Origin of the sequence: Limnobacter sp. (genome assembly GCF_036846585.1) — a bacterium.
Lineage (GTDB): Bacteria > Pseudomonadota > Gammaproteobacteria > Burkholderiales > Burkholderiaceae_B > Limnobacter.
Window position 1 is genome coordinate 46,838 of sequence record NZ_DAIUBR010000011.1, and the last position, 25,219, is coordinate 72,056.

Annotated in this window: 26 protein-coding genes; 8 read left to right on the plus strand and 18 right to left on the minus strand. The window is 54.4% G+C overall.

Annotation, left to right across the window (positions count from 1 at the left end):
* Positions 1-14: 14 nt before the first annotated feature.
* Both V7028_RS07085 and V7028_RS07090 read right to left on the minus strand, forming a co-directional pair.
* Positions 15-908, minus strand: coding sequence for an efflux RND transporter periplasmic adaptor subunit (locus V7028_RS07085; RefSeq protein WP_334119387.1), 894 nt, complete (start codon positions 906-908; stop codon positions 15-17).
* Entirely contained in the window at positions 905-1,174 is a 270-nt protein-coding gene (locus V7028_RS07090; protein ID WP_334119388.1) for a hypothetical protein, read from the minus strand. Before V7028_RS07090 ends, V7028_RS07085 begins: the two co-directional genes overlap by 4 nt.
* A 183-nt stretch (positions 1,175-1,357) precedes the next feature.
* Between V7028_RS07090 and V7028_RS07095 the strand changes: the two genes are divergently transcribed.
* Positions 1,358-2,662, plus strand: coding sequence for an NAD(P)/FAD-dependent oxidoreductase (locus tag V7028_RS07095; RefSeq protein WP_334119389.1), 1,305 nt, complete (start codon positions 1,358-1,360; stop codon positions 2,660-2,662).
* Between the two features lie 7 nt (positions 2,663-2,669).
* Here V7028_RS07095 and V7028_RS07100 read toward each other — a convergent pair whose 3' ends face one another.
* From V7028_RS07100 to V7028_RS07115, 4 genes are read right to left on the minus strand one after another with little or no spacing between them, the layout of a single operon-like run.
* On the minus strand, positions 2,670-3,401 hold the full coding sequence (locus tag V7028_RS07100) for an SDR family oxidoreductase (RefSeq protein WP_334119390.1): 732 nt from the start codon (positions 3,399-3,401) through the stop codon (positions 2,670-2,672).
* On the minus strand, positions 3,398-3,658 hold the full coding sequence (locus tag V7028_RS07105; RefSeq protein ID WP_334119391.1) for a SemiSWEET transporter: 261 nt from the start codon (positions 3,656-3,658) through the stop codon (positions 3,398-3,400). The genes V7028_RS07100 and V7028_RS07105 overlap by 4 nt, the downstream gene beginning before the upstream one ends.
* On the minus strand, positions 3,658-4,611 hold the full coding sequence (locus V7028_RS07110) for a PA2778 family cysteine peptidase (protein ID WP_334119392.1): 954 nt from the start codon (positions 4,609-4,611) through the stop codon (positions 3,658-3,660). Before V7028_RS07110 ends, V7028_RS07105 begins: the two co-directional genes overlap by 1 nt.
* Complete coding sequence (locus V7028_RS07115) at positions 4,608-4,994, minus strand: PA2779 family protein (RefSeq protein WP_334119393.1); 387 nt, start codon at positions 4,992-4,994, stop codon at positions 4,608-4,610. Before V7028_RS07115 ends, V7028_RS07110 begins: the two co-directional genes overlap by 4 nt.
* A gap of 132 nt (positions 4,995-5,126) precedes the next feature.
* On the opposite strand from V7028_RS07115, the gene V7028_RS07120 reads away from it, so the two are divergent.
* The 3 genes from V7028_RS07120 to V7028_RS07130 all read left to right on the plus strand — a co-directional run bounded on the left by V7028_RS07120 (position 5,127) and on the right by V7028_RS07130 (position 7,951).
* Positions 5,127-5,711: a hypothetical protein gene (locus V7028_RS07120; RefSeq protein ID WP_334119394.1), complete on the plus strand. Its 585-nt coding sequence runs from the start codon at positions 5,127-5,129 to the stop codon at positions 5,709-5,711.
* Positions 5,712-5,892: 181 nt separating this feature from the next.
* Positions 5,893-6,330 carry a TadE/TadG family type IV pilus assembly protein gene (locus V7028_RS07125; RefSeq protein ID WP_334119395.1) on the plus strand — a complete coding sequence of 146 codons (438 nt, stop codon included), beginning with the start codon at positions 5,893-5,895 and terminating at the stop codon, positions 6,328-6,330.
* Positions 6,323-7,951: a hypothetical protein gene (locus V7028_RS07130; protein ID WP_334119396.1), complete on the plus strand. Its 1,629-nt coding sequence runs from the start codon at positions 6,323-6,325 to the stop codon at positions 7,949-7,951. The genes V7028_RS07125 and V7028_RS07130 overlap by 8 nt, the downstream gene beginning before the upstream one ends.
* Here the strand turns inward: V7028_RS07130 and V7028_RS07135 are convergent.
* From V7028_RS07135 to V7028_RS07145, 3 genes are all read right to left on the minus strand, one after another.
* Positions 7,948-8,850, minus strand: coding sequence for a DMT family transporter (locus tag V7028_RS07135; protein ID WP_334119397.1), 903 nt, complete (start codon positions 8,848-8,850; stop codon positions 7,948-7,950). The genes V7028_RS07130 and V7028_RS07135 overlap by 4 nt on opposite strands.
* Positions 8,851-8,855: 5 nt before the next feature.
* Complete coding sequence (locus V7028_RS07140; RefSeq protein ID WP_334119398.1) at positions 8,856-10,811, minus strand: alkaline phosphatase D family protein; 1,956 nt, start codon at positions 10,809-10,811, stop codon at positions 8,856-8,858.
* A 102-nt stretch (positions 10,812-10,913) separates the two neighbouring features.
* Positions 10,914-11,318 carry a hypothetical protein gene (locus tag V7028_RS07145; protein ID WP_334119399.1) on the minus strand — a complete coding sequence of 135 codons (405 nt, stop codon included), beginning with the start codon at positions 11,316-11,318 and terminating at the stop codon, positions 10,914-10,916.
* A gap of 162 nt (positions 11,319-11,480) precedes the next feature.
* On the opposite strand from V7028_RS07145, the gene V7028_RS07150 reads away from it, so the two are divergent.
* On the plus strand, positions 11,481-11,849 hold the full coding sequence (locus V7028_RS07150) for a group I truncated hemoglobin (RefSeq protein WP_334119400.1): 369 nt from the start codon (positions 11,481-11,483) through the stop codon (positions 11,847-11,849).
* A gap of 40 nt (positions 11,850-11,889) precedes the next feature.
* Here the strand turns inward: V7028_RS07150 and ahpF are convergent, their stop codons facing one another.
* Both ahpF and ahpC read right to left on the minus strand, forming a co-directional pair.
* Positions 11,890-13,461 carry an alkyl hydroperoxide reductase subunit F gene (ahpF, locus tag V7028_RS07155; protein WP_334119401.1) on the minus strand — a complete coding sequence of 524 codons (1,572 nt, stop codon included), beginning with the start codon at positions 13,459-13,461 and terminating at the stop codon, positions 11,890-11,892.
* Between the two features lie 84 nt (positions 13,462-13,545).
* Positions 13,546-14,109 carry an alkyl hydroperoxide reductase subunit C gene (gene ahpC, locus V7028_RS07160; protein WP_334119402.1) on the minus strand — a complete coding sequence of 188 codons (564 nt, stop codon included), beginning with the start codon at positions 14,107-14,109 and terminating at the stop codon, positions 13,546-13,548.
* A 402-nt stretch (positions 14,110-14,511) separates the two neighbouring features.
* Here ahpC and V7028_RS07165 point away from each other — a divergent pair, with 402 nt between their 5' ends.
* Positions 14,512-15,864: a DUF4382 domain-containing protein gene (locus V7028_RS07165; RefSeq protein WP_334119403.1), complete on the plus strand. Its 1,353-nt coding sequence runs from the start codon at positions 14,512-14,514 to the stop codon at positions 15,862-15,864.
* A gap of 3 nt (positions 15,865-15,867) precedes the next feature.
* On the opposite strand, the gene V7028_RS07170 is transcribed toward V7028_RS07165, so the two are convergent.
* Entirely contained in the window at positions 15,868-16,467 is a 600-nt protein-coding gene (locus tag V7028_RS07170; protein WP_334119404.1) for a TetR/AcrR family transcriptional regulator, read from the minus strand.
* Positions 16,468-16,595: 128 nt separating this feature from the next.
* Here V7028_RS07170 and V7028_RS07175 point away from each other — a divergent pair, with 128 nt between their 5' ends.
* Positions 16,596-19,013 carry a hypothetical protein gene (locus tag V7028_RS07175; protein ID WP_334119405.1) on the plus strand — a complete coding sequence of 806 codons (2,418 nt, stop codon included), beginning with the start codon at positions 16,596-16,598 and terminating at the stop codon, positions 19,011-19,013.
* 13 nt (positions 19,014-19,026) lie between these two features.
* The gene (locus V7028_RS07180; protein WP_334119406.1) at positions 19,027-20,622 is read left to right on the plus strand and encodes a neutral/alkaline non-lysosomal ceramidase N-terminal domain-containing protein; all 1,596 of its coding nucleotides are present in this window, start codon (positions 19,027-19,029) and stop codon (positions 20,620-20,622) included.
* A gap of 13 nt (positions 20,623-20,635) precedes the next feature.
* Here V7028_RS07180 and V7028_RS07185 read toward each other — a convergent pair whose 3' ends face one another.
* From V7028_RS07185 to V7028_RS07210, 6 genes are all read right to left on the minus strand, one after another.
* Positions 20,636-20,920 carry a coiled coil domain-containing protein gene (locus tag V7028_RS07185; protein ID WP_334119407.1) on the minus strand — a complete coding sequence of 95 codons (285 nt, stop codon included), beginning with the start codon at positions 20,918-20,920 and terminating at the stop codon, positions 20,636-20,638.
* A 101-nt stretch (positions 20,921-21,021) separates the two neighbouring features.
* Positions 21,022-22,614 (minus strand): gamma-glutamyltransferase family protein, encoded by a 1,593-nt coding sequence (locus V7028_RS07190; protein WP_334119408.1) that lies wholly within the window; start codon positions 22,612-22,614, stop codon positions 21,022-21,024.
* A 24-nt stretch (positions 22,615-22,638) separates the two neighbouring features.
* Positions 22,639-22,884 (minus strand): hypothetical protein, encoded by a 246-nt coding sequence (locus V7028_RS07195; protein ID WP_334119409.1) that lies wholly within the window; start codon positions 22,882-22,884, stop codon positions 22,639-22,641.
* Positions 22,878-23,015 (minus strand): AsnC family protein, encoded by a 138-nt coding sequence (locus V7028_RS07200; RefSeq protein ID WP_334119410.1) that lies wholly within the window; start codon positions 23,013-23,015, stop codon positions 22,878-22,880. Before V7028_RS07200 ends, V7028_RS07195 begins: the two co-directional genes overlap by 7 nt.
* Positions 23,016-23,087: 72 nt before the next feature.
* Positions 23,088-23,948 (minus strand): universal stress protein, encoded by an 861-nt coding sequence (locus V7028_RS07205; protein ID WP_334119411.1) that lies wholly within the window; start codon positions 23,946-23,948, stop codon positions 23,088-23,090.
* 11 nt (positions 23,949-23,959) lie between these two features.
* Positions 23,960-25,219: SulP family inorganic anion transporter (locus V7028_RS07210; RefSeq protein ID WP_334119412.1), on the minus strand; the 1,260-nt coding region annotated here is incomplete at its 5' end.

The window sequence follows — 25,219 nt, forward strand, 5'->3', positions numbered from 1 at the left end:
CTGCTGGGCCGTGTTTATTTCTTCTCGGTGTCGGAAACGATTTCGGCTGTTTGGCCGGGGCGAACTTTCTGCACGCCTTCAACAATCACGCGGTCGCCTGTTTGAAGGCCTTCTGCAATCAGCCATTGGTCGCCGATTGCACGGGCAGTTTTAACGCTGCGCTTCTCGACTTTGTTCTCGTTGTTCAACACGAGCGCAGAAGGCTCGCCGGTGGCATCGCGCATGATGCCTTTTTGCGGCACCAGAATGCCGTTTTCCCGCACGCCTTCTTCAAGTGAAGCGCGCACGTACATGCCGGGCAACAGCTGTTGCTTCGGGTTTGGAAACACGGCGCGCAAGGTGACTGTGCCCGTGTTTTGATCCACGGTCACATCGCTGAACTGCAGCTTGCCCTCCTGTTCGTAGTCCGATCCGTCTTCCAGTTTCAGTGTAACTTTGGCGGCATTTTTGCCCGCGCTTTTCAGCACACCGCTTTCAAGGTCGCGTTTCAATTGCAGCAGTTCGCTGGTAGATTGCGTCAGGTCGACATAAATGGGGTCAAGCTGCTGAATGGTGGCCATGGCGTTGGCCTGGCCCTGCTGCACCAGTGCGCCGGGGGTAACGCTGGACCGGCCAATCCGGCCGCTGATTGGTGCGGTAACCCGGGTGTAGGTCAGGTTGATTTGTGCGCTTTGAAGGGCTGCTTTTCCAGAAGCGACATCCGCCTCTGCCAGCTTCAACGTTGCATAGGCATCGTCGCGTTCCTGTTGGCTGACAGCATTCATTTTTGCCAGTTCCTGAAAGCGGTCATTGCGAATTCTGGCGCTGGTCAGGTTGGCCTGTGCTTTTTCAAGTGCTGCCTTGGCGCTGGCATATTCGGCCTGGTAAGTGGATGCATCAATCTGGTACAGCGATGTACCCGCTTTCACCTCACCACCTTCCTTGAACTGGCGGTCTTGATGATGCCATTAACCTGGGGGCGTACCTCTGCGATCAGGAAAGGGCTGGTTCGACCCGGCAGCTCGGTGTAAAGCGAAACAGGCTTGGCTTGAACTTCAAACACGCGAACTTTGGGTGCACTGGGCGTTGCTGCCGCCTTGGCATCGCCATCCCGGTTGCCGCAACCGGCCAGGGTTAGTGTGCCAACGGTCAACAGGGCGCCAATGTTGAACGCCATTTTTCTTCGGAAAATCATGGTACTACCCCAAATTTGATTGATGCGGGAACAGTGAGGAAGCGCGCGAAGGGCGCGACGAACAAATTATAGACAGGAAATCTGAATGAACGTTCATACTTTTTCGTGACCGGAATGAAATTTGCTGTGAATCAAACTTCAGGTGATGATGACTCACCGTTTTCTATTTCCGGGAGCTAAGTTTTGGATCTTTCATCAGTCTTGATTGTGGGTGGTGGTGCAGGCGGGCTCGAGTTGGCCTGCAAGCTGGGTCGCAAGTTTGGCCCTGATCGCATTACCCTTGTGGATTCAAAGATGTACCACATCTGGAAACCTTCCCTGCATGAAGTGGCGGCAGGCACGCTGGACATTCATCAGGAAGGGCTTTCTTACCCGATGCTGGCCCACAACAACGGTTTCAATTTTGTGCTGGGTGCGATGGAGGGTTTGGACGCTGTGGGCAAGGTCGTCGGCATTGCCGCTGTGCTGGACGATGCTGGTGATGAAGTGCTGCCCAAGCGCCTGTTGCAGTTTGGAACGCTTGTGATTTCCGTCGGTAGCCAGTCCAACTACTTTGGCGTGAAGGGTGCGCAGGAATTCACCATTTCTTTGGATGGCCCGCAACAGGCCGAGAATTTTCGCCTGAAAATGCTCAAGCAACTGGCCACGCTTGACCTGCGCAAGAAAGATGATCCAACAGCCAGCCTGGACATTGTGATTATTGGTGCTGGTGCCACCGGGGTGGAACTGGCTGCTGAACTGCGCGAGGCCAGCCACGTGCACAGCCGCTACGGGTTTAGCCGAATCAATGCCTCGAAGGATGTGACCATCACGATTCTCGAAGGCGCGCCCAGCATTTTGCCGGTGTTGCCCGAGAGTGTTTCCAGTGCGGCCCTGCGCTTGCTGGAGCAACGCTTTATCAAGGTCGTGAACAATTGCAGGGTGGTTGAAATTTCGCCCAAACAGGTGCTGGATGCCAATGGCAACCAGTACAAGGCAGACCTGTGCGTGTGGGCGGCTGGCATCAAGGCACCCGCGTGGCTGGCTGAACTGGGTCTGCCGGTGAACAAGAACAATCAACTGGAAGTGCAGGGCGACCTGCGGGTGAAAGGGCATGCTGATATTTTTTCGCTGGGCGATTGCGCTGCGTGCGTGCAACCCGATGGCAGCTTGGTGCCGCCCCGCGCCCAATCGGCCCACCAGCAGGCCGACTACATTTACAAGGCCATGTTGAACCATGAACGCGGCAAAGTAAGCGTGGACAAACCTTATCTGTACAAAGACCACGGTTCTTTGGTGTCATTGGGCTCGCGCAGTTCGGTGGGCAGTTTGATGGGGGGGCTGTTCAAGGCCAGCAGCATGTTTGTGGAAGGTTTTTTTGCGCGAACCATGTACGCCAGTTTGCACCTGATGCACCACTATGCCGTGTTGGGCGGAATGAAAACCTTCCTGCTGGCCATGGCGCGTTTTCTGTTGAAACGTGCCACACCTTTGGTGAAGCTGCACTGAAGCCGGCTTAGTTCGAACGCAGGTCGTCTACTGCACGCTGGCCGAACCCTGGGGCCAGCAGGTAGTTGACCAAGTGATCGCCCGTGTGTTGCGGGCTGGTCAGCGCGCCGGCATTGTTCAGGTCAATGAATCGCTGTTTGTTGGGAAACAGCTTCACGTCCGTTGCCCGAATTTGCGCTTGCATGCCGGTGTCGATCACGCCGGGTGCAAGGCTGCAAATACGCACATTGGCCTGGCCATCCAGTTTCACGGTTTGGGCATGCGTATCCAGGGCGGCTTTGGTGGCGCAATACACGCCCCAGCCAGGGTAGGGGCTGCGTCCCGCGCCGCTCGATACATGCAGCACGCGCAGTTGCTGCCCGTTTTTCAGCAGCTGGGCCACCTTTGCGCTCAGCACCATGGGCGCAGTCACATTCAGTTGCACGCTGCGGGCAATTTCAAGTGGATTTTGAGCATGCAAGGGGCCAATTGGCGTTACCAGACCTGCATTGTTGATTAACAGCAAAAGTGTTGCGTTTTCAATGAATTCTTGCAGCTGCGGGCCGCTTGACCAGTGTTCAAGTGCGCTGTTTTCAGACAAATCAATGGCGACCTGCTGCAAAAGGGGCGCGAATTGATGTTGAAGTTCGTCGTGGATGCTTCTTGCCAGCCCCAAAACCGGGTGGCCTTTGCCCAACAAGCTTTGCGCAATTCCAAGGCCCAACCCTTTGCTGTGTCCGGTCAGAATGGCTTTGATCATCGTTGATTCAGTTTCAGGTAAAGAATGGATGAGGCCAGCGCCAAGGTGATTGCATTGGCAAACACCACTGGCCATTGTTCAACCAGGAGGCCGTAAACCAGCCACAGCAACACACCCAGGCAAAAACACGCGTACATGCCCAAAGAAATGCTTCGGGTGTCGCGTGTTTTCCAGCAATAAACCACCTGTGGAACAAACGAAAAAGTGGTCAATACGGCGGCCAAAAAGCCCAGCGCCTGGGCCCAGTCAAGATGCATTAATCCGCCGGAATTTTTTGTGCTGTTTCTTTGTAAGAGGTCACCCGGTTTCCACCTATGGCAATGGCTTTGTTGATCGCAGCCCGTGCCTCGCTTTTTCGCTCAAGCTTGATCAAGGCTTCTGCCAGGTTGTTCCAGGCGTCGGCCATGTCGGGGTAAACGCCCACTGCCTTGCGGTAGTGTTGTTCAGCCTCAACGTAGTTTTTTTCACCGTAGGCCAAATTGCCCAGTCCGAAATGGAACCAGGGTTCTTTCGGCCAGGTTTTTGCGCCTTGCTGATAGGCAAGCTCGGCTTTTTCCTTGCTGGAACGTTCTAGCGCCACAGCCGAATTCAGATAACCCTGGGCACTGGTGTAAACCGGTGGGTCCTGGTTGGGTTTGATGACAGTGAACCCCCAGTTTTCGGCACGTTCCCACAATTTCAGGAAAGTGGCCACGGGGATCAGATCACGTTCTTTGGGGCCTGAGCGCAAAATCATGTTGTTGGTCTTTGCATCGTAGCCAACCACCACGGCATAGTGCCATTGAGGTGCAATCTGCAATGAAAGATTCAACAGCACAACAACGGGTGAGCCTGCATTCAATGCGTCAAACAACGCGGGCAGTCGCGGGTCGATTTGGTAGGTCAAATAACCCATGCGGCGCGGTGCGGCAAGCATTTCAAGCTGCAGGCTGCCTTGGCGGCCGGGTAGATACACCAGCTTTGCAAGTTGATCGGGTTCAGTCTTTTCGCCCTGATGGTTCAACGCCATGGCCAAAGTGGACGGTCCGCAGTAATACTCTTCCTGTGCGAAAAACGGCACATTCTTCAGTTCTACGGATGGTTGGGTCTGGACTGTACTTTGGAGGTCTTGCGGGACTGTTGGCAGCAGTGAACAACCTGCCAACAGCCCTACAAGTACCGCTGGGCCCGCCAGGCGGGCCCAGGCAGCACTAGAAAAATTTAATTTCATCGAACGGATCGGGTAAACGGAAATACTTTGGTCAAGCCAAGAATGTCGGTTACCAACAAAACAATGAACACGGTGAACAATATACCAAGAATACCGGCACCTGCAGGCGCATTATCAATGTGGGCGGCCAGTTTTTGTGCTTCTTCTTCGGTCATGGAGTCCACACGGGCTTTGGCCACCTCAGGGCTTACACCGTGTGCCTGCAGGGCTTTGGCGATGTCTTCCCGGTCAAAAAACTGCTTCAGTTCTGAACGATCCTGTTGTTGGTGCATTACTACCGCTTCTTCGGTGCTTACAATTGCTGCATGAACCGGGGCAACAATAAAGCTACTTGAAAAGCTAAGTAGTACCGCCATTGCTGTTGAGCGCATAGTTTTAGTCATTTTATTCTCCATCATTCTCGTGTGTGGGAAGGTACATCATAGGGTTAAACAGGCGCGTGCGCTTGCTTATTCCGAGTCAACCAAACGAAAGCCTCTGCGTTTTAGTTGACATCACCGCAAGGAGGATTTGTGATGAAAACCGGATTCCTTAAAATTTTCTCGGCAAGTTGTGCCGTTTTGTTGAGCTTGGCCTTGGTGCCCACGAAAGCCAGCGCCGTGAGCATTTCAATTGGCGTGGGTGGAGAAGTGCTTCCAGGCGTGTATGGCTCCGTCAATATTGATAACGGCTACTACCCAGCGCTTGTTTATGCCGAGCCACTGATCGTGACCCGTCCATCACGCATTCTCGCGCCGGTGTATTTGCACGTTCCCCCCGGGCACCTCAAAAGGTGGGGTCGTTACTGCGGCCGTTACGGTGCGTGTTCCCGCCCGGTGTATTTCGTGAGGTCGCGTGATTACTACGATTTCAGCCCGCGTTACATTGAGCAGCGATACATCTACCGTGACCGCGTTACTTACGTGAACCGGGGCGGATACGACGATCATCGCCACCATTATTATGGTGGCGGGGACCACAAGCGTCATTATGATCGCAAAGAATATCGCCGTGATTATGACCGTCACGATTCCCGTGACCACGGTGGCAAGCACTGGAAACACGACAATCGTGGTCACGGCGGCGGCCATGGCAAGCACGGGCGGGGTCGGGACGATTAAGCCACATTAGCCAAACCAGTTTTAGTTTTGCCTCGTAGTACTTGAGCGGGGGCTGCCGAGAGGCAGTCCCCGTTTTTTACGTCGATTATCGTAATAATGACATTGGTGAATGGTAAAGTTATTAGGTAATATTCCGGGTAACCCTTTTTGATTAGCCACCGCACCCGGGATCGGATATTCCATGAACCACAAGCCAAGATTCCGCCAAGCGGGTGCCTTGCTGATTGAACTGGTTTTGACCCTGCCCATTTTGTTGACCGTCGTCTTCGCAATTGTCGAATATTCGGTGCTGCTGGGGGCCATGTTGATCATGAACAACACCACCAGCGAAGCCGCCAGACAGGCCACGGTGTATCGAAGTGGTTTTGCTCAAGCCGACTACGAGAACCTGGCACAGAATGCGCTGAGGGACTTGTTGCCTGCGTATATCGGTTCTTTCCGTGACAGTGTGGTTCCCTCGGTCAATTCGTTTTCCTGCGGTGATTCAACCTGTTTGCGTGTCCGTCTGGATTACCCGAACTACAGCAACAATCCGATTGTTGGAAATTCGTTTTTCATTCCACTTCCCGGCAGTTTGTCGGCTGAATCCACCACGCGTGTCGAGCCCAACGATGGTTAACCGAACAGTTTTCCGCAGCCAGCGGGGTGTATACACCATCTTCACGGTGTTTGTGATCATGATGAGTCTGGGTGCCATGGGTGTGTTGGCGGTGGGCCACACGGCTTGGGAAAAGGCGCGCCTGCAAGGCATTGCGGACATGGTGGCATTGACTGCGGCGCGGCAAATGGCCAACGGTCCGCAGTTTCTTGAAGCCGTTGCCATTGCGCAGGAAAACGGCGTTGTCGAGAACGATGACATGTCGATTCAGTGCATCATTGACAACACCCCTTCTGCGGATTGCGCCAATTCAATTACCAGTCGGGTCACCATTACCCGCCCTGTCAGTTCCTTGCTTGCATTTTTGCCCAATCGGGAAGTGACCGTGTTGGCCGAGGCCACCGTGGCCCCGACAGTGGTCGGTTCCGTGTCGTCGGGTTTGCTCAGTGTGGACACCAGTCAGTCGGCTTTGCTCAATGGTTTACTGACTTCGCTGGGCGGTGGCTCCGTGAATTTGACTGTGGCCCAATGGGGCAGTTTGCTGGGAAGCGACATTCGCGTGGATTTGTTGAAATTGAGCACGCAACTGGGTGTTGCCAATGTGAATGATTTGCTGAGCCTGAATATTTCTGCACTCGGTTTGCTTGAAGATGCGCTGGTGGTGGGCAACGCCGACGAAGCGGAGCAAATGGAAGTGGAAGGGGTGTTGAGCGCGTTGAGCGGGCCTTTGAACAGCGTGAATGTGACCTTGAGCGATGTGCTGGCGCTGGATCTTTCAGGTCGAACCAACACCACGCTGGAGGTCAATTTTGGGCAGCTTGCGCATGCCACGGTGTTGAATTCTGTCGAAGGTGTGGGCTATGTGTTGCCCATCAGTTCAGGGCTGTTGAACCTGGATGTGGAAGTGTACATTCTGCAGGCACCCCAGGTGTTTGTGGGTCGAAAAACACCGTACAAAGACCCCATTGCCACCGCCCGCACCGCGCAGGTGGCAATGGATGTGCGGGTGCGACAGCCCTTGAATATCAGCATCCCCACGGTAAGCGTCAGTGCGCTTGATCTGGGCTTGCAACTGCGCGTGGCTGGCGGCCTTGCAGATGTGAATGAGCTAAGCTGCAGATACCCCCGCGCCAGCAACAACATGGTGATGACTGTGGTGCCTGCTGTTGCAGAAGTGTGTGTGTCTGACAGCGCCAGCAATTTGCACACCACAACCGGTTCGCTTGAATGCGGTTCCCCTGCAGACATTCTTGACGTGAACTTTCTGGGTTTGGTGGATGCCGGGGTCACCTTGGCGGCGCAGACCAGTTTGCGTTCTGACCCGGTTCGCCAAGGGTTCGACGGGGCGGCACCCTTCAGTCAAACCGTGGGTTTGAGCGTGGGGCAAACCTTGGGCAATCTGCTTGGCAATACAGGGCTGAACCTGCAGGTGGATCTGCCATTGGTCGGGCCTTTGATCACTGGGGCTGTCAACGGTTTGGTTGATACTCTTTTGGTGGTGCTTGAGCCTGCGTTGCGCCCGATCTTGACTGCTGTCGGTGACATTCTTGATGGTTTGTTGCAAGTGTTGGGCGTGAATTTGAATACGGTCACTGTGAACGTGGATTCAATGGACTGCCAAAGCGTGGTGCTGACCCGCTAGTCGAGCGCAACCACTTGCGCAACCTCTTGCGGTTTTTGCAGGCCATACATTGCAGCCAAGGCAGTACCTGCCAGCACCACCAAGCCACCGGCCAGCGTGTGCAAGCCGACAATTTCATTGAGAAACAGGTGGCCCCACAGCACACCGAAAACAGGTGTCAGAAAAGTGACTGTCAATGCGGAAGTGGGGCCAATGTCCATCACCAACCTGAAATAGAGCAGGTAAGCCACGCCACTGCACAGCACACCCACGCCGAGAATGGCCAGCCAGCTGCTCAGGCCCGGCATTTGATCGGGCAGGTTCAGCGGAACAAACGGCAGCAAAATGATTGAGCCCATGAGCAGGCAGCCAAATGCGTTGGTCAGTGGATCAATGTCGCTGCCCAGGTACTTGGCCATGTTGGTGGCAATGCCGTAACAGGCTGCTGCGCCCAGTGCGGCTGCAATGCCCAGGCCCGTGCCCTCGGTGTTCAGTGTGGTGGTGTCCAGCCCCACGATAATTGCCACGCCCAACAAACCCAGCACAAGGCCGAGCAAAGCCATTGGGGATGGCACGGTGCGCGTCCAGATCAGGGCAACCAGGGCAGCCCAGATGGGTGCCGTGGCGTTGACAATGACAAGTATTGATGCGGTGACAGTTTGCGATGCGTAAGCCACCAGTGTGAAAGGCAGGGCTGCCGCGAATACGGATATGGCCGCGATCAGCTTCCAGCGTTTGGCCACCTGGGTTTTTTTGTTGAGAACGGCGAACAAAATGCCCAGGAAAAGCGCACCGAAAGCCACACGCAAAGCGGCCATCAAAGTGGCGGCCATTTCAGCGGATGCGATTTTGTAGAACACGAATGAGGAGCCCCAGATCATGGACAGCAACAACAACCGCAGCACACTGGCTTGACTCATGATTCTTAGTGCGCTTCCTCGTCTATTCTTTGATGAAATTGGACCACATCGCCATCTGCTGTCAGTTGAGCAATTCGCAACGGCACCCCGTCAGGGCTCAGGCTCAACAGGCCCACACCGCTCGCATTGACCAAGCGTTCACCTCGGCTTCTGTGGTCAGGCTTTCGCGGCACTATACGCATTTTTCGGCGTTTGGTGAACCAGTTCAAGGGCGACCAAGGTGCGTACAGCCAGCGGTTTGCTCGGTCAAGTATATCCAGTAATCTTTGTGGAAACTCATTGCGAAGGCCGCTGCTGGTGATTTGCCAGATGTTCGGGCTGTTTTTCTTGCCGCGCAGCTCCACTTCGTAGGCGAAGGAGTAGTGAACATCGCCAGACAGAATGACGAAGTTTTTTGGGGTTTTCCCATGCCGGAACAAATTTAACAACGTGTTGGCCGCACCACTGTGGGCCATCCAGTTCTCGGCGTCTACCATCAAGGGTTTGCCAAACCAGTTGAATACTTTTTGAATGCCTTCAATCAGTTTCACACCAAAGATGGGGGCCGCCGATACCAAAACCACCGCATCGTGGCCCAACAGCCGTTGTTGCAAATCTGAAAGCGCTTCCCAGTCCATCAGGCCGGATGGGTGGGCCGGGTTTGTTTCAGAACGCCACCGGTTGGTGCGGGTGTCGATCACCATCAGCGGCGGTTGTGTGTGCCAGGTGAACTGCCAGTTGCGAAAATCGATCAATTCCGTGATCAGGTTTTCGTGCATTTCCTCGCCCGGTAGTTGCAGGGCTTCGTCGCAGCGTTGCATCATTTCTTCAGAAAAGTTTTCCGGTGCATTTCCCCAGCCCTGACACACCAGGTATGCCACCAGTGCATTGCCGATGATTCGCCGTGAAAATGGCTGTCCGTAGGCAATGTCTTCCCACTCGGCACTCAGGTTCCAGTCGTCGGTAATGTCGTGGTCGTCGAAGATCATCGCCACGGGCAGGTGGGCCATTAGCCGGTGCACGCAATCCAGTTCTGCGACGAATTCTTCTATGGCGTCCAGCTGGGTGTCATAGCGATCCGCAAATTCCGTGGGTACGGCGTTGGGCAGCTGCATGCTGGTGTAGCGCCACGGAATCGGCGACCAGGCCAGCAGGTACATTGCCATGATTTCGGCAAGCGATATCAGGTGGTTGCGCGCATTGTCGGTGGTGAACACGGGTTTTTTTACACCAGTGAACAGCACGTTGCGAATGTCGTTGCTGGCTTTGGTTTTGGGTAGCAGTTCATGGCGGGTGTAGTAATGGGGCTTTTGCTGGTGCAGCACACTGCTGTCGCTCAGTGTGGTTCCCGGCAGCGTTTCTGTTGGCGCGTCAAGCTGCTCAATCAGCTTGTGAATGGCCACCAACATGGGGCCTGCCACGTCGTCGGTGTAAATCTGGTCGCCCCCCATCACCAACAGCGCGGGCCATTCGGCGGGTTTGTCGGCTTTTTCAAGCAGCAACTGGTCGGCGCGGGCCAGGCCATCGCCTGCGTGGCTGTCCTCTTTGCGGGCAAAGTGCGGCTTGCGGCACGAGCCATGCAACACATGGTCAAGCCTGTTTTTCAACACAAAGCCCAAGGTGTTTTTTCCGGGGTAGAGCAAATGCGGGGCTTCTTGCGCAACGGATGTCCATTCGTCTTGCCCGTTGCATTGGAAGCTGAGTTCATACCCCACCCAAATGTTCTCGGGCAATGCCATGTCCAGGGGCAGGTCAATCAAATGAATGTAAAGGCGTTGCGCCGCTTTCAGTTGGCGGCAATGGCTTCGTAGTTCATGAACCTGCGAATCGTGTCCGTTGGGGAACAGGGACAAACGCCAGCGCACTGGTTTGGAAGTTGCCAGCCACAAGGTGATGCGGTCGCATTGCATGCGACGCAGAATGGGGCCGGCTAGAAGGGTGTTGATACGATTTTCATCAGTGACTGCTGGATGGAAGGTCATGCGGCAAAGTTGTTGTTGTTTGTGTGTTGGGGAAAAGCGCAAACACAATCAACGTTTGTGTAGTAAGTTTCGCATACAGCGTGCAGGCATAAGCAAGGAATTTCACTGTGGTTGTATTAAACCTTTACTGCATGAGGGTTTCAGCGTGGTATTCATCCAGTTCTGGTAAGCCTGAGAATCGGCTTCGAATTTTTCTTTGTCAGCATTGAGTCGGTCGCTTTGGGCATTGAACACGCTGACGGCTTCATTGTATTTCGCCGCTTGCTCTGGATCCGCTTTGTTTGAATCCATGGCGCGTTTGTCATTCACCAGGATGGCGCGGCGCTCCAGCAGCAGTTTTTCGGTGCCTCGAAGTTCATCGGCACGTTTTTCAAGATTTTTGAAACGTGACAATCCCTCTTGTTCGGTGAGCAGGCAGTGGTGAAGCGCTTCTTTGTCGTTGTTTTGTGCCTGGCCCAACAGTGGCAGACAGGCGGTCAAGATCAAAATGACTATGGACAATTTCATGGTTTGTCGTGATGATTATCGAAGAATTCGACTGTAGCAGAGATGCCGGAAAACGCTGGTGAATTACTGCATTAAAAAACAGCGTTGCAATAACTATTGTTGGATGAAATACTTTTGGAGTGCAAAAACTCAACGGGCAGGAGTCACAAAAGGGAGAGAGACATGAGCGAAGCCAGTTTGTACGAGCGTTTGGGCGGCGAGGCAAAGATAAAAGTCTTTGTGGCCGACATTCTAAAAAATCACCAGAACAACCCTGCGGTCAGCCCGCGATATAGCCAGGCCAAGAAAAGCGATGAAGAACTGATTCGCCTGGTGACCGCACTGATCTGCCAAGGCACGGGTGGGCCGCAGAAATACGACGGGATGTCCATGCTGGCTGCGCATACGGGAATGAATGTGGCGGAAGCCGAGTTTGTTGCCGTGCTGGACGACATTTTGGCTGCACTGAAGAAGCATGGGGTGGGTGAGCGAGAGCAAGCGGAGCTGCTGGCCATCGCGTACGGGATGAAAGCCGAGATTGTTCATCAATGAACAAAGGCCAGTAACCTGCCCAGGTTGCTGGCCTATTGTTTTATTGCCGAATCAAATGATCGAATGCGGCCAGTGAAGCGTTCGCACCTTCGCCCATGGCGATGATGATCTGTTTGTAAGGCGCGGTGGTGCAGTCGCCTGCGGCAAACACGCCTTCCAGGCTGGTGTGGCCCTTGTGGTCCACCACGACTTCGCCGTGCTTGCTCAATTCCAGCGTGCCTTTCAGCCAGTCGGTGTTGGGCAGCAATCCGATTTGCACGAAGATGCCTTCAAGCTCAAGCTGTTTCACTTCATCGGTGGCGCGGTCTTTGTAGCTTAGCCCATACACCTTGGTGCCGTCGCCGTTTACTTCGGTGGTTAGCGCATTCAAAATCACTTTCACATTGGGCAGGCTGTGAAGTTTTTTCTGCAACACGGCATCGGCTTTCAGCTTGGTGTCGAATTCAAACAAGGTGACTTCTTTCACTATACCGGCCAGGTCGATGGCGGCTTCAACACCACTGTTGCCACCACCAATTACTGCCACGCGTTTGCCTTTGTACAAGGGGCCGTCGCAGTGCGGGCAGTAGGCCACGCCCTTGTTGCGGTACTCGGCCTCACCGGGCACATTCATTTCGCGCCAGCGTGCACCAGTACTTAGAATGATGCTTTTGCTGGTCAGCTTTGCACCGTTTTCCAGTTCAACTTCAACTTTGCCGTCGGCCAGCTTTTGCAAGCCTTTGGCGCGCTGCAGGTTCATCACGTCGATGTCGTATTCCTTCACGTGTTGTTCAAGCGCTGCCACCAGTTTGGGGCCTTCCGTTTCTTTCACTGAAATGAAGTTTTCAATGCCGAGTGTGTCCAATACCTGGCCACCAAAGCGTTCCGTCACAATGCCGGTTTTCACGCCCTTGCGTGCAGCATAAATTGCAGCCGCCGCACCGGCTGGGCCACCGCCCACAATCAGCACATCGAACTCGCCTTTGGCGTTCAGCTTGGCTGCGTCTTTTTCAGCAGCACCAGTGTCCAGTTTTGCAACAATTTCTTCAAGGGTCATGCGGCCTGAGCCAAATGTCTCTGTGCTGTTGCCCTGGGTTCCCTGAAACACGGTGGGCACAGCCATTACCTTGCGCTGCTCCACGAGTGGCTGGAACATACCGCCATCAATCATGGTGTGGCTAAAGGCCGGGTTCAGTGCGGCAATGGTGTTGAATGCTTGTACAACATCAGGGCAGTTGTGGCAGCTCAGTGAAATCACGGTTTCAAAATGACCGCCATTGGCGGGTGCCTGCAAGCCCTTGATTTGTTCGATCAAATCTTCTTCCACCTTGGGTGGGTGACCGCCCACATGCAGCAGGCCAAGCAGCAGTGACGTAAATTCATGGCCCATGGGCAAACCGGCAAAGCGCACACGGCCTTCTTCGCCTTTTTTGGCAATCGAGAAGGAAGGGCGCAGGTTGTTGTCGCCGTCCAGGCGCACAGACACCTGGTTTGAACACTCAGCGATTTCTTGCACCAGCTGTTCCATATCGCGCGCTTTGTCGCTGTTGTCCAGCGAGGCCACCAACTCAATGGGGTGGCGCAGCATTTGCAGATAGGTCTTCAGTTGTTGTTTGATGTTTGCGTCGAGCATGGGGTACTCCGGGGGTGTTCTTGGGATGTTTCTGGGCTGTTTTTGTACCATTTACCGCTCCCTTGTGGGGAGCGGTTTTTTTCTTTAGATCTTGCCAACCAGGTCCAGTGACGGAGTCAAAGCGGCGTCGCCTTCTTTCCACTTGGCAGGGCAAGCCTGGCCAGGGTTTTTGGCGATGTACTGAGCGGCTTGGATCTTGCGCTTCAGCTCGGATGCGTCACGGCCAATGCCCAGGTCGTGCACTTCCATCACTTTGATGACGCCCTGTGGGTCGAGCACGAATGTGCCGCGCAGTGCCAAACCTTCTTCTTCAATCATCACGCCGAAGTTGCGAGTGATTTGACCTGTGGGGTCGCCGATCATTGGGAAGCGGATTTTGCCGATTGTCTCGGTAGCGTCAGCCCAGGCTTTGTGTGTGTAGTGGGTGTCGGTAGACACAGAGAACACTTCCACACCCATGGCTTTCAGTTCTTCGTACTGGTCAGCCAGATCGCCCAATTCTGTGGGGCACACGAAGGTGAAGTCGGCTGGGTAGAAGAAGAAAACAGACCATTTGCCCAACACATCGGCTTCTGTCAGTTGAATTTCTTTGCCGTTCCAGAAGGCGGTGGCTTTGAAAGGCTTGATTGCGGTATTGATCAGAGACATTTGAAGTCCTCCAAAAAGTTAATGAACAGTCAGTAAATTAATTCAAAGCAATTTTAACCAATAAATTGTGCGATTGCAAAATATTATTGAGAAATAATGTAAATAGTTTTTTGCTATTGATTGATGGGGCAGTGGAACATCCACCAAGTCCCTAATGTGAAAGGAAAAAGTAGCAAGTGTGGGGTTTCCATTGAGTGAGCTGCAGCACGGCCTGTTCATGATTTTCTACTTGTTAAAGTGATCAAATCACATTTATTCAGCCCAGTGTGCACTTGGATTGTGCGGTGCGATAAACAGTTCGATTCTCAATTCGCCGTGTATACCACTCATGCCTAGTATCCGTTAGACGTAGGTCGCCCGAATTTTTTTAAAGATATTAGTTGGGCATTCAAGGAGATAGCGATGACAAAAAGGAAAAATTTCATTCGATCCACCCTGGCGGCCACCTGTGCCGCTCTCTTTGTAGCGGCCTGTGGCGGTGGGGGTGATTCCGGGGGAACAGGCACATTGCGCACAGCCATGACCGATGCACCAGCCTGTGGTTACGACAATGTTTTCGTAACGGTCGATCGCATTCGGGTAAACAACAGTGCCAACGCGGAACCCGATGGCAGTGGCTGGTCAGAAGTGGTGCTGGATCGGCCTCGTCAAATCGATTTGTTGAATTTGCAAAACGGGGTGATCGAAGAGTTGGGCGAAGTAACCTTGCCTGTGGGGCGTGTTCAGCAGGTTCGCTTTGTGTTGGTGGACAACGCCACCGCGGATCCCGCTGACATTGATTTTGATCCCGATGCGGACCCGGCGCTTGCACCCAACCATGTGGTGTTCAGTGCAGGTGGAACCGAGGATCTGAAAACTCCGAGTGGTCAGCAAAGCGGTGTGAAAATCAATGTGGGCATTGATGTGGCGCAAGGCCAGGTTGCTGACCTGTTGATCGATTTCGACGCATGCAAATCCGTGGTAGAGGCCGGTGGATCTGGCAACTACCTGCTGAAACCAGTACTAAGCGCAATTCCACGTCTTTCATCGGGCGTTCGTGGTTCTGTGGCCGATGCGCTGGTGCCCGAGGGCGTCAGTATTTCCCTTCAACAAAATGGTGAGTTGTTCCGTTCCACTGCGCCGATCGAATCCACCAATCTGGACGAAAACGGCAATTTCATTCTTTCTCAAGTTCCCCCGGGTACTTACGATCTGGTGGTGACCGCACAGGGTTTTATCACCAAGGTGGTTACCGATGTGGTTGTTCCCGAAGGTGTACTGGTGAATCTTGATCCTGATTTGACCACAGCAGTGGATGAAAACGAAGTGGTGCTGGTGCCTGCAACGGTACAGGGCGATGCAGATGGCACGGTGACCAACACCGACGCAACCAAGCCTGCCACTTTCGTGGACATTACACAGACCTTGTCCGTGGGAACCACGGTGGTTGTCGATTCAGCGCAGTTGTCGTTTGAAACTTTTGATACAAATGGCAACGTAACCGGCATGGGCGACACGGCCCCGTATCTGTTTGACTTTCTGACCGTGGATGCGCCAGAGGTGGCCCCTTACACACCAAACGGCACTTTCAATTATGCGATTGATACGGCGGTCGAAGGGCAGTACACGGTGGTTGCTGTGGCCGAGCCTGTGGACGCTGCACCAGTTGAGCAAACCGCGCCAGCCAACTTTGATCCGGGGTATGTTGGCACCACGGAAGCGCCTCGGGAAGTGATTACCAACAACTTTGATTTGTCGAGCGCACCTGCGCCCTGACATTCAAAGTTTGTGCTGACCCAGGCCCGCCCAAAGCAGATTAAACATGGTGTTGACCACCCTGGTTTTTGGCACCCCGACTTGGGTCAGCCACCATTTGGCCAATTGCTCACCTGCGCCCGACAGGGCGTGGGCCGTGGCAATAATTTCTTCATCTGACACAACGCTTTTCAAGTCCTGAATCAACAGGGCGATCCGGGCCACCGTGTCGAACCGCAATTTGGTTGCCGCTTCGGCCGCCGGGCCCGCCACTGCGGCACCGCTGTCGTAGAGAAAGCGAAAGGTGTCTTGTTCATTTTCCACAAACGAGAAATAACCTTCGATCCCGCCTTTTAATCGGCCTTCAAGTCCTTGTCTTTTCATGGCGTATTCAATGATGTAGCTGTTCAGCACTTCACGTGCCTTGTTCAAACAAGCCAGGTAAATGCCATCTTTGTTGCCGAACAGTTTGTAGACTACCGGGCGCGTTACGCCCGCAGCCTGTGCAATGTCTTCCATTGCGGTGCCTTGGTAACCCCGTTCAATGAACATGCGCTGCGCTACATCGATCAGCTGGCGTTCGCGATCTTCCGGCTTCATGCGGGTTTGTACTTTTTTCAGCATAAGAAACTCATTGAATTTGCAATGGAAAAACTACACTAGACGAGACATGTCTTCATCATCTAATCTTTAGTTACAGTAATGTAACTTAAGGGGCTGGCACAAGACCCCAAACCAAAAAAGAGAGAGACATGAGAAAAATAAATTGGGGTGGAGCCATTGTATTGGCTTGGGTGCTTGCATTGGCCGGGTGCATGGATGAATCGGATTCCTCACTTGCGGGAAGCCCGACAGCAATTTCGCCAAGCGAAACATTGCCCGATGCAGCACCTGTAGACATTGGTGAAGGGTCCGAGGAAGAAACCTTGTTCATCCGCGCCCAGCCTGTGCGGACCGAACCTGCTGGAACGGGCACACCTCCTGCGGGTGCCGAGCGTTGCGATCCCCTGGACCCTGTGTACTGTTTGTTCCCGTTCCCGAACAATTATTTCACGACGGCCGATTCGCAAACCGACACAAAAATGCGGGTCAATCTGAATGTTCTGGCCATGCCGAAAAACATTCTGGGCAAACCAATTGACCCCACCGACTGGAACCGCAACGACGGTTTTTCCCCTGGGCAACCCATACTGACTCGAGTGCCCGGCCTGGATTTACAGAGAACAGGCGCAGTGCCCATCACCAACATTGAAGCCAGTTTGCAGCGCGATCAACCGATTGTGCTGATCGACACGCTAACCCTGAAAAAACAACTGGTTTGGGCTGAACTGGATGCCAACATCACCCAAGGGCAACTGAATTCGCCCACAGCAGACCCTGGCCCCGCGTTGATTGTTCGCGTGGCGAAAAACCTGGAGCCAGGTCGCCGTTACATTGTTGCCTTGCGCAACTTGAAGAACAGCGCAGGTGAAACCATCGAGCCCACTGCGGTGTTCAAGGCCTACAGGGACGGGCTGCCTTTGGCCAGCGCCACCCAAAACGCCCGCAAGCCCTTGATGGAGAATATTTTCAGTGTGCTGGGTCTGGCCGGTGTTGAACGGGAAAATCTGTACCTGGCCTGGGACTTCACTGTGGCTTCCGGGCGCAACTTGACCGAGCGTGTGCTGCACATTCGTGATCAATCCATTGACGCCACGGCGAACAAATCGCCCAACTTTACAATTGACGCGATTGTCGATAATCCTGAAAATGGCTCGGCCACGGACATTACCGCACGGCGCATTCGCGGGCACATCGATGTGCCCTGTTTCCTGAACAGCCCGAATTGTTTGTCGGGCGGCACCTACAACTATCCCTTGGTGCCCACGGGAAGCCCCGCCACGGAATTGCCCCAGCGCAACCCGCTGACACCAAATGCCAGCGTACCATTTATTTGTTCGATTGCCAGAAAGAGCATTGACACGGGCGAACCCGCGCGTGCGTCACTTTATGGCCATGGTTTGCTGGGTTCGCGCGACGAGGGCAACACCTATGATTTGAATGTGCGCGTGATGGCCGAGCGGCACAATTTCCTGTTCTGCATGGTGGACTGGGCAGGCCTGGCCACAGGCAATCTACCCGATGATCAAAACGACAACCGCAAGTACGATCCGCTTTGGGATGCTGCCGGTGGCGACATTGCAAATACGGTGTTGATGCTGACGGATTTCAGTGGATTTCCCCGTTTGACAGACCGATTGCAGCAAGGCTTTCTGCACTTCACCATGCGGGGTCGCGCCATGATTTCCGAGAATGGTTTTTGCACGCACCCCGCCTTCCAGAAAGACGGCAAGTGTTTGATTGACCGCAGTGAGCTGTTCTATGACGGCAATTCGCAAGGCGGCATCAACGGCGGCCCGGTTACCGCCATATCGCCCGACATTCAGGCGGCCACTTTGGGTGTGCCGGGCATGGCCTATTCAACCTTGCTGCAGCGTTCAGTCGATTTCGCGCCCTATGCACCTGCGTTTTATGAATCGTACCCCGCTTCGCTGGACCAGCAGTTTATTTTGTCGCTGATTCAAATGCTGTGGGACCGCGGCGAGAACAATGGCTATGCCTGGAGCCTGGCCCCCGGCAAGGAACTGCCGGGTACACGGCTGAACAAACGCGTGCTGTTGATTCCGGCATTTGCCGATCACCAGGTGTACATGAACACCGCCGAGATCATGGCGAGAACCATTGAAGCCCCTTTGCAATGCCCGGCAGTGGTGGGTGGGCCTTCGCCACAACGTGGGCGTGCTGTGTTGAAACAGGCTCACCCCGCAGTGCGCGCCGAGCAGGAGCAGTTTCCGAATGTGTCCTTCGGACGAAGACACCCGGATGACCATCCATATTTCGGCTTGCCCTGTATCAAAAAACACCCGCACGCGGGCAACGCTTTAACCGTGTGGGACAGCGGCCCCATGACCAATGCCGACGGTTCCTTGAACCCCAACGGCAGCGCGCCGCCACCACTGGACAACCGGCCCATGGCAACAGGCTACGGTGCCGACCCGCATGGTCACCCGCGCAATGAAGAAAAGAACATGGACATGAAAGCCGCTTTCCTGAAAAAACAGGGTGCGTTGATTGATGTGTGCAACGGAATGCCGTGCACATCGCGGGGTTTTAACCCTGCATTGAAATAAGGCAATGGCTGCAATGAAAACAGTTCAATGGAGTGTGGTGTTGGCGAGCGTGTTCTTGTCGGCATGCATGGGCACCGGCGACGAAGTTGCCAATGGTTCGGGCACGCAAGTGATGGCTGCGGGAAGTCCTTTCGCGGGGGACAATTCGCGCCCCGGCAACGGTGGTGGCAATGGTGGCGGAAATCCCAACTTGCTTGATACTTCACAGTTTCGGGCAGCGTCAGCCAAGCGAAGCATCGACCCCACCCCGGCGCAAATTCAGGGCGTGATGAGCAGCGACACGCCTGTTGTGGGCAAGCTTCAACAGTTCAACCTGGGCGGGTATGGTGGTTTTGCGTTCAATGGCCCGAGCGATGTGGTGAATTTCGACATTGGCGGGCCACCTGCCAACGGCATCGGCGATGGCACATTTGTTCGGGTGTTTGTACTGGAGGATCAAGCCACACCTTCAAGCCGTGTCGTGTTCGTCACCATCGATGCAATTGGTGCGGGCAACGTGATCCAAAACCGTTTGAAAGCTGCCGTTGCGCACGCTGCAAATGTGCCGCCCAACAATGTGCTGTTTGCCCAAACACACACCCATTCTGGCGCTGACCTGCAAGGCCTGTGGGGCGGTGTGCCAGCCAGCTGGCTGCATTGTGAAAAAGCCGACCCGTCGCAGGCTTGCGACCCAGCCTTGCAAGGTGGGCTGTACCAACTGGCTGCACAGGCAACAGCAGAGGCTGTTGCAAATCTTCAGGCTGCGTATGTCGATTTTGCTCAAACTGTGCTTGAAGGCGATGCCCGGTTGAATAACTTCCGGCGTTGTGACCCGGACGATTCCCGCATGCCTGACCCCACCATGACCCTGTTGCAGGCCCGCACCGCGCGCGGTGATGTGTTGGGTTCGGTGTTGAATTACTCTGCGCACCCCACCGTGCTGGGTTCCAGCAACCGCCTGGTACACACCGACTGGGTGGGCGGTGCCTTGCGTACCCTGGAGCAAAACTTTGATTCCACGGTGTTGTATTACAACGGCGCCATCGCCGATTCCTCGCCTCGCGCACCCACCGCAGAAGACCCCTATGAGCGTGCCAATGCCATGGGAGTGGCAGTGGCTCAAGCGGCGATGAACGCCTTGAGCAAGCGGCAAGCAGTAGGTGGTGGTTTGTTGGTGAATCACGCCACCGCATTTTTGCCTGTGACCAACCCCTTGTTTGTGGCCGCCGGTGGCTTGCGCAGTTTCAATGGTTATTACAACTTCACGCCATTGGGCGAGGAACTGGCGGCCACTATTCCTGGCTACGAGAATTTTCCGCAGGTGGCTCTGTACGCCGAAACACCTGTCAGTCGAATTCAGCTGGGGCAGGGCGACGGCAAGGCGCTGGAATTGGTTACCATTCCGGGCGAAGGCTCTAAGGGTATGGCTGACAGCATACGCGCACGTAGCGACAGCCCGATGATGTTACTGGGCCTGACCCACAATTCGCTGGGCTACATTCTCACGGAAAACGAGTTTGGCAATGGTCTGTTTGAATGCCAGTCTTTTTACGAAGAAACGGTGTCGCTGGGGCCTTTGACGACCCCAGCCTTGAACTTGCAGGCTTACGATCCATTGTTTGTGCAGTAAGCCAGCAAGGCGGTCAGAACTTCGATTTGGCCTTGTCAAAGGCCTCTTTGATGCTGTCCCAGGCATTGTTTGCGCCTGCCCTCATGCTTTCGAACGCCTCGGTGCTGGCACCTCTCAGTTCTTCAAGTTTCGAACGACCTTGCGCCAGTTTGGATTCCAGCGTATCAATTGATTCGTTCATTTCTTTTCTGGCATCTGCGGACTTGCTGTCTGCTTTTGCTCTCATTTTGTCGAGATCGGCTTTCCACTCGTCCAGTTGAGCATTCAGTTTGGCCTTGTAGTGTTCAAGATCTGCCATGGTCCGTACTCCTTCATGTTGTGAACTGGAATGATTAGATTAACAACACTTCGTGCATGTGGCACGGTTGTTTTAAGAGCAATGCTTCTAATTACGGCACCTTAAACACACGCCACTGAGCCATCCGAACGTGGGTCGGCTGCACCTTCCATCATGCCGTTGGGGTGGCGCACCACTGCACCGGCGTGGCCCATGGTGTCGCTGAAATTTTCCGGTAACACTTCCAGCACATGGCCTGCATCGCGCAGTTGCGCAACAAGCGCGGCATCGAAACGACTTTCCAGTTTCAAGGAGGTGCTTTGTTCGCCCCAGGTGCGGCCCAGCAGCCAGCGTGGCGCAGTTACCGCAGTTTGCAAAGGCTGGTTGAACAAGCCGTAGCGGCTGAACACGGCGGCCTGTGTTTGCGGCTGGCCCTCACCACCCATGGTGCCGTACACCATGCTGCGGCCATCTTTAAAACGCGCCATGGCGGGGTTCAAGGTGTGGAAGGGTTTGCGCCCCGGTTCAAGGCGGTGCAATGCGTCTTCTTTCAATGAAAAACTGATGCCCCGGTTTTGCCACATCACACCGGTTGAGGGGCACACCACGCCCGAACCAAATTCCCAGAACACGCTTTGAATGAAGCTTGCTGTGCGGCCTTCGCTGTCAATGCAGCCCATCCAGATGGTGTCGCCTTGCCAAGGGTCTTGTGGCCAGGGCAGGGCGCGTTTCATGTCGATTTTTTTCGCGCGCCCAGCCAGTGCTTCACGGCTTAAAAAGTCGCTGGGGTTTACTGTCATGTAGGCCGGGTCGGTGCAATAGCGGTCGCGCACCAGAAAGGCCTGCTTGGTACTTTCCACCATGCCGTGCAGGTAATCAAACCCGTCGGCCTGCTGCACGCCAAGCGTGTCGAACATGCCAAGAATCATCAGCGAGGCCATGCCCTGCGTAGGCGGTGTCATGTTGTAGATCGTGCTGTTGTTCAACTCGGTTTGTAGCGGTGTTACAAATTGCGCGTGGTGATTATTCAGGTCAGCCAGCGTTAACGGGCTGCCCACGCGGGTCAAATCGTCGGCCATGGCCTGGGCCAGTTCACCGCGGTAAAAGTCGTCCAGCCCCACTTGCCCCATGCGCGCCAAGGTGTCGCCCAAGGTGCCTTGTTTCAGCACGCTGCCTTCAAGCGGCACTTGGCCTTGCATCAGCAAATGGTCTGCAAAACCAGGTGCGGTTGAAAGCTCATCAAACTTCACGCGGGTTAAACGTTCCTGGCTGCTGCTGACCGCCACACCCTTGCGTGCATGCACTACAGCATTTTCAAGCAATCGGCTTAAAGGCAATTTGCCGCCCCATTGTGTGGCCAATTCTTGTGCCTTGATCCATCCACCCACAGTGCCCGCTGCGGTGAGCGCAGCCAAAGGCCCGCGGTTGGGAATGGCATCAAAACCCTGTTCGGTATAAAAAGCACGTGTGGCTTTTGCTGCAGCTTTCCCACAGGCATCAATACCAACGGGTGCTTTGCCGGGTTCGCTGAGTAACCAGAAACCGTCGCCACCAATCGAGTTCATGTGTGGGTACACCACTGCAATTGCAGCGGCGGCGGCGATCATGGCTTCTGCAGCGTTGCCACCTTCTTTCAACACATCGTGACCTGCCTGTGCGGCCAGATGGTGGGGCGCTACAAATACGCCGCCAAGTGCGCGTTTGGTGTGAATCATTTTTTGTTAACTCCCTTGTATTGCTTAAGCCAACACGCCGTAAAACATGCGCACGGCGGTGATGAACAGAAAACATGCAAACGCCAGTTTCAGGCGCGCTGCCGTGGTGGCGTTGGCCATGCGGGCACCTACCGGGGCCATCCACATGGTCATGGGCACAATCAGTGCAAAGCCAATCAAATTGATGTAGCCAATGGTCAATGGTGGCGTATTTTCAACGTTCCAGCCATTGAGTAAAAACCCGATTGCACCGGGAATGCTAATCACCATGCCAATGGCTGCGGCAGTGCCCACAGCCCTGTGCATGGGCACATTGAATGCGTTTGCCGTGCAATGTCTGCAAATGACAAGCGGGAATCTTTGATCAGCAGGCCGAGAAGGGCGGCATCAAGTTCATTCATGGCAAATTCCAGTGTGGGTTTGCCGTGAATGATGCAAGAGCTGTTCCAGACCTACACCCAGTCAGCCTTTTCTCAGCGTAACAACAATGCAGGCACTTTGGTGGCCCGAAGCATGTCTTCGGTTTTGCTGCCGAAAAATAATTTGCGCAAAGGCGAGTGAGTGTAAGCGCCCATCACCAACATGTCGGCTTGATGAATTTCCAGCCCCTTCACCATTTGCGTGACCACATCGCCTTGCACCTGATTGAACTCGGTGGGTATGCCCGAATCGCTCAAGGTTCGTGCGGCTTCTTCCAGCAGTTTGATGCCACTGGTACTTTTCTCGCCACACATCAGCAAGGTGCCTTTCAATCCTTTGAACAGTTGGCTTTGAAGCAGGGTATCCACGCCACGTTTGCTGACTGCGCTGCCGTCAAATGCAAACAGAAAGCGCTCCGGGATCTTGAATTCTTCGTGGACACCCAACACAGGTTTATTCAGTGCACGCACGGCCGCTTCAAAGGTGCGGCCAATGTCTCGGTTTGAAGCCACTGAAGTTTCACCACGTCTGCCAATGATGGCAATTCGAGTTTCGTCCTGAAGCTCAAGCAGGCAGTTCACCAGTGTGCCGTGCCGAAGCCGGGAGTCCGCTTGTGCCACACCATTGCCCAGCGCGCGTTCCCGCAGTTCATTGAGAAACAGGCGGCCTTGGTCTCGGGCCTGTTTTGTTTTTTCACTGTCGCTGCTCAATAGCTTGTTCAGCAGGTTTTCCTGGGCATCAAACCCGATCGTGCCGCTGTGGTCTTCGCCGGAACCCTGTTCCAGATGGCGGTCAATGGCATGCAGAAATTCCACAGGTGCCTTGATTTGTCTGGACACCCAGCTTGCGCAGTCCGCCACTGCAGTTGAATACCCGGAGCGGTCCACACAGGCAACAATTTTGCGTTCATCCATGTTCATGCTCCTCAGTGTGCGGCCATGCGTTCAAGCGCATCGTCTTTGTCGTGAATGGCGAATTTGTCGACCAGTGTTCGGCTGGCCTCATTCATGCCTATCACGTTCACGTCCGTGCCTTCGCGTTTGAATTTAATGACCACTTTGTCCAGTGCGCTGACAGCGGTGATGTCCCAGAAGTGCGCGCGGCTGACGTCAATCGTTACTTCATCAATCACTTCCTTGTAGTCGAAAGAATTGATGAAAGTTTCAGCGGATGCAAAAAACACCTGACCCGAAATAAGGTAGGTGCGGTTGCGGCCTTCGTTCTGGGTGCTCGATTGCACGCGCAGAATTCGCCCCACCTTGTTGGCAAAGAAGAAGCCCGACAACAAAACACCCACCAGCACGCCTTGCGCCAAATCGTGGGTACCCACTGTCACTGCGACGGTGGCCAGCATCACGATGCTGGAGCTTTTCGGATGTTCACGCAGGTTGCGAATGGACGCCCAGTTGAATGTACCGATCGACACCATGATCATGACCGCCACCAAGGCAGCCATGGGGATCATGGCCACATAATCGCCGATGAACACCACCATGATCAGTAAAAATACGCCAGCACACAGCGTGGACAAGCGTCCACGGCCGCCTGACTTCACGTTGATTACAGACTGCCCAATCATCGCGCAACCTGCCATGCCACCCAAAAAGCCTGCGGCAATGTTCGACACGCCCTGGCCCACGCATTCGCGGTTTTTGTCGCTGGGTGTGTCGGTGAGGTCGTCCACAATTTGCGCGGTCATCATCGATTCAAGCAAACCCACCACAGCCAGGGTTAGCGAAAACGGAAACACGATTTTCAAGGTTTCCAGGGTCCACGGCACATCGGGCAGCAGGAACACGGGCAATGAATCGGGCAGCTCGCCCATGTCGCCCACCGTGCGAATATCAAGCCCCACTGCAAGGCTGAATGCAGTCAACACCACAATGGCCACCAAGGGGGAGGGCACGGATTTTGTTACATAGGGCAGCAGGTAAATAATGCCCAGGCCTGCGGCAACCATGGCGTACACATGCCAGGTTACATTGGCCAGTTCTGGAAGTTGCGCCATGAAAATAAGAATGGCCAAAGCGTTCACAAAGCCGGTGATGACAGACCTTGATACGAATCGCATCAGTTTGCCCAGTTGCAGCAGACCGGCAATAATTTGCAGCACCCCGGTTAGCAAGGTAGCAACCAGCAGGTATTGCAAACCGTAATCTTTCACCAAGGTCACCATGACCAGGGC

Excerpts from the sequence above, each read along its gene's own strand:
- V7028_RS07190 (WP_334119408.1), bottom strand. The coding sequence starts at position 22,614 with ATGATTCACACCAAACGCGCACTTGGCGGCGTATTTGTAGCGCCCCAC.
- V7028_RS07195 (WP_334119409.1), bottom strand. The coding sequence starts at position 22,884 with ATGGTGATTAGCATTCCCGGTGCAATCGGGTTTTTACTCAATGGCTGG.
- V7028_RS07170 (WP_334119404.1), bottom strand. The coding sequence starts at position 16,467 with ATGCTGAAAAAAGTACAAACCCGCATGAAGCCGGAAGATCGCGAACGC.
- V7028_RS07115 (WP_334119393.1), bottom strand. The coding sequence starts at position 4,994 with ATGACTAAAACTATGCGCTCAACAGCAATGGCGGTACTACTTAGCTTT.
- V7028_RS07090 (WP_334119388.1), bottom strand. The coding sequence starts at position 1,174 with ATGATTTTCCGAAGAAAAATGGCGTTCAACATTGGCGCCCTGTTGACC.
- V7028_RS07175 (WP_334119405.1), top strand. The coding sequence starts at position 16,596 with ATGAGAAAAATAAATTGGGGTGGAGCCATTGTATTGGCTTGGGTGCTT.
- V7028_RS07150 (WP_334119400.1), top strand. The coding sequence starts at position 11,481 with ATGAGCGAAGCCAGTTTGTACGAGCGTTTGGGCGGCGAGGCAAAGATA.
- V7028_RS07100 (WP_334119390.1), bottom strand. The coding sequence starts at position 3,401 with ATGATCAAAGCCATTCTGACCGGACACAGCAAAGGGTTGGGCCTTGGA.
- V7028_RS07110 (WP_334119392.1), bottom strand. The coding sequence starts at position 4,611 with ATGAAATTAAATTTTTCTAGTGCTGCCTGGGCCCGCCTGGCGGGCCCA.
- V7028_RS07120 (WP_334119394.1), top strand. The coding sequence starts at position 5,127 with ATGAAAACCGGATTCCTTAAAATTTTCTCGGCAAGTTGTGCCGTTTTG.
- ahpF (WP_334119401.1), bottom strand. The coding sequence starts at position 13,461 with ATGCTCGACGCAAACATCAAACAACAACTGAAGACCTATCTGCAAATG.
- V7028_RS07130 (WP_334119396.1), top strand. The coding sequence starts at position 6,323 with ATGGTTAACCGAACAGTTTTCCGCAGCCAGCGGGGTGTATACACCATC.
- V7028_RS07135 (WP_334119397.1), bottom strand. The coding sequence starts at position 8,850 with ATGAGTCAAGCCAGTGTGCTGCGGTTGTTGTTGCTGTCCATGATCTGG.
- V7028_RS07165 (WP_334119403.1), top strand. The coding sequence starts at position 14,512 with ATGACAAAAAGGAAAAATTTCATTCGATCCACCCTGGCGGCCACCTGT.
- V7028_RS07125 (WP_334119395.1), top strand. The coding sequence starts at position 5,893 with ATGAACCACAAGCCAAGATTCCGCCAAGCGGGTGCCTTGCTGATTGAA.
- V7028_RS07145 (WP_334119399.1), bottom strand. The coding sequence starts at position 11,318 with ATGAAATTGTCCATAGTCATTTTGATCTTGACCGCCTGTCTGCCACTG.
- V7028_RS07140 (WP_334119398.1), bottom strand. The coding sequence starts at position 10,811 with ATGACCTTCCATCCAGCAGTCACTGATGAAAATCGTATCAACACCCTT.
- V7028_RS07205 (WP_334119411.1), bottom strand. The coding sequence starts at position 23,948 with ATGGATGAACGCAAAATTGTTGCCTGTGTGGACCGCTCCGGGTATTCA.
- V7028_RS07185 (WP_334119407.1), bottom strand. The coding sequence starts at position 20,920 with ATGGCAGATCTTGAACACTACAAGGCCAAACTGAATGCTCAACTGGAC.
- V7028_RS07180 (WP_334119406.1), top strand. The coding sequence starts at position 19,027 with ATGAAAACAGTTCAATGGAGTGTGGTGTTGGCGAGCGTGTTCTTGTCG.
- V7028_RS07105 (WP_334119391.1), bottom strand. The coding sequence starts at position 3,658 with ATGCATCTTGACTGGGCCCAGGCGCTGGGCTTTTTGGCCGCCGTATTG.
- ahpC (WP_334119402.1), bottom strand. The coding sequence starts at position 14,109 with ATGTCTCTGATCAATACCGCAATCAAGCCTTTCAAAGCCACCGCCTTC.
- V7028_RS07200 (WP_334119410.1), bottom strand. The coding sequence starts at position 23,015 with ATGAATGAACTTGATGCCGCCCTTCTCGGCCTGCTGATCAAAGATTCC.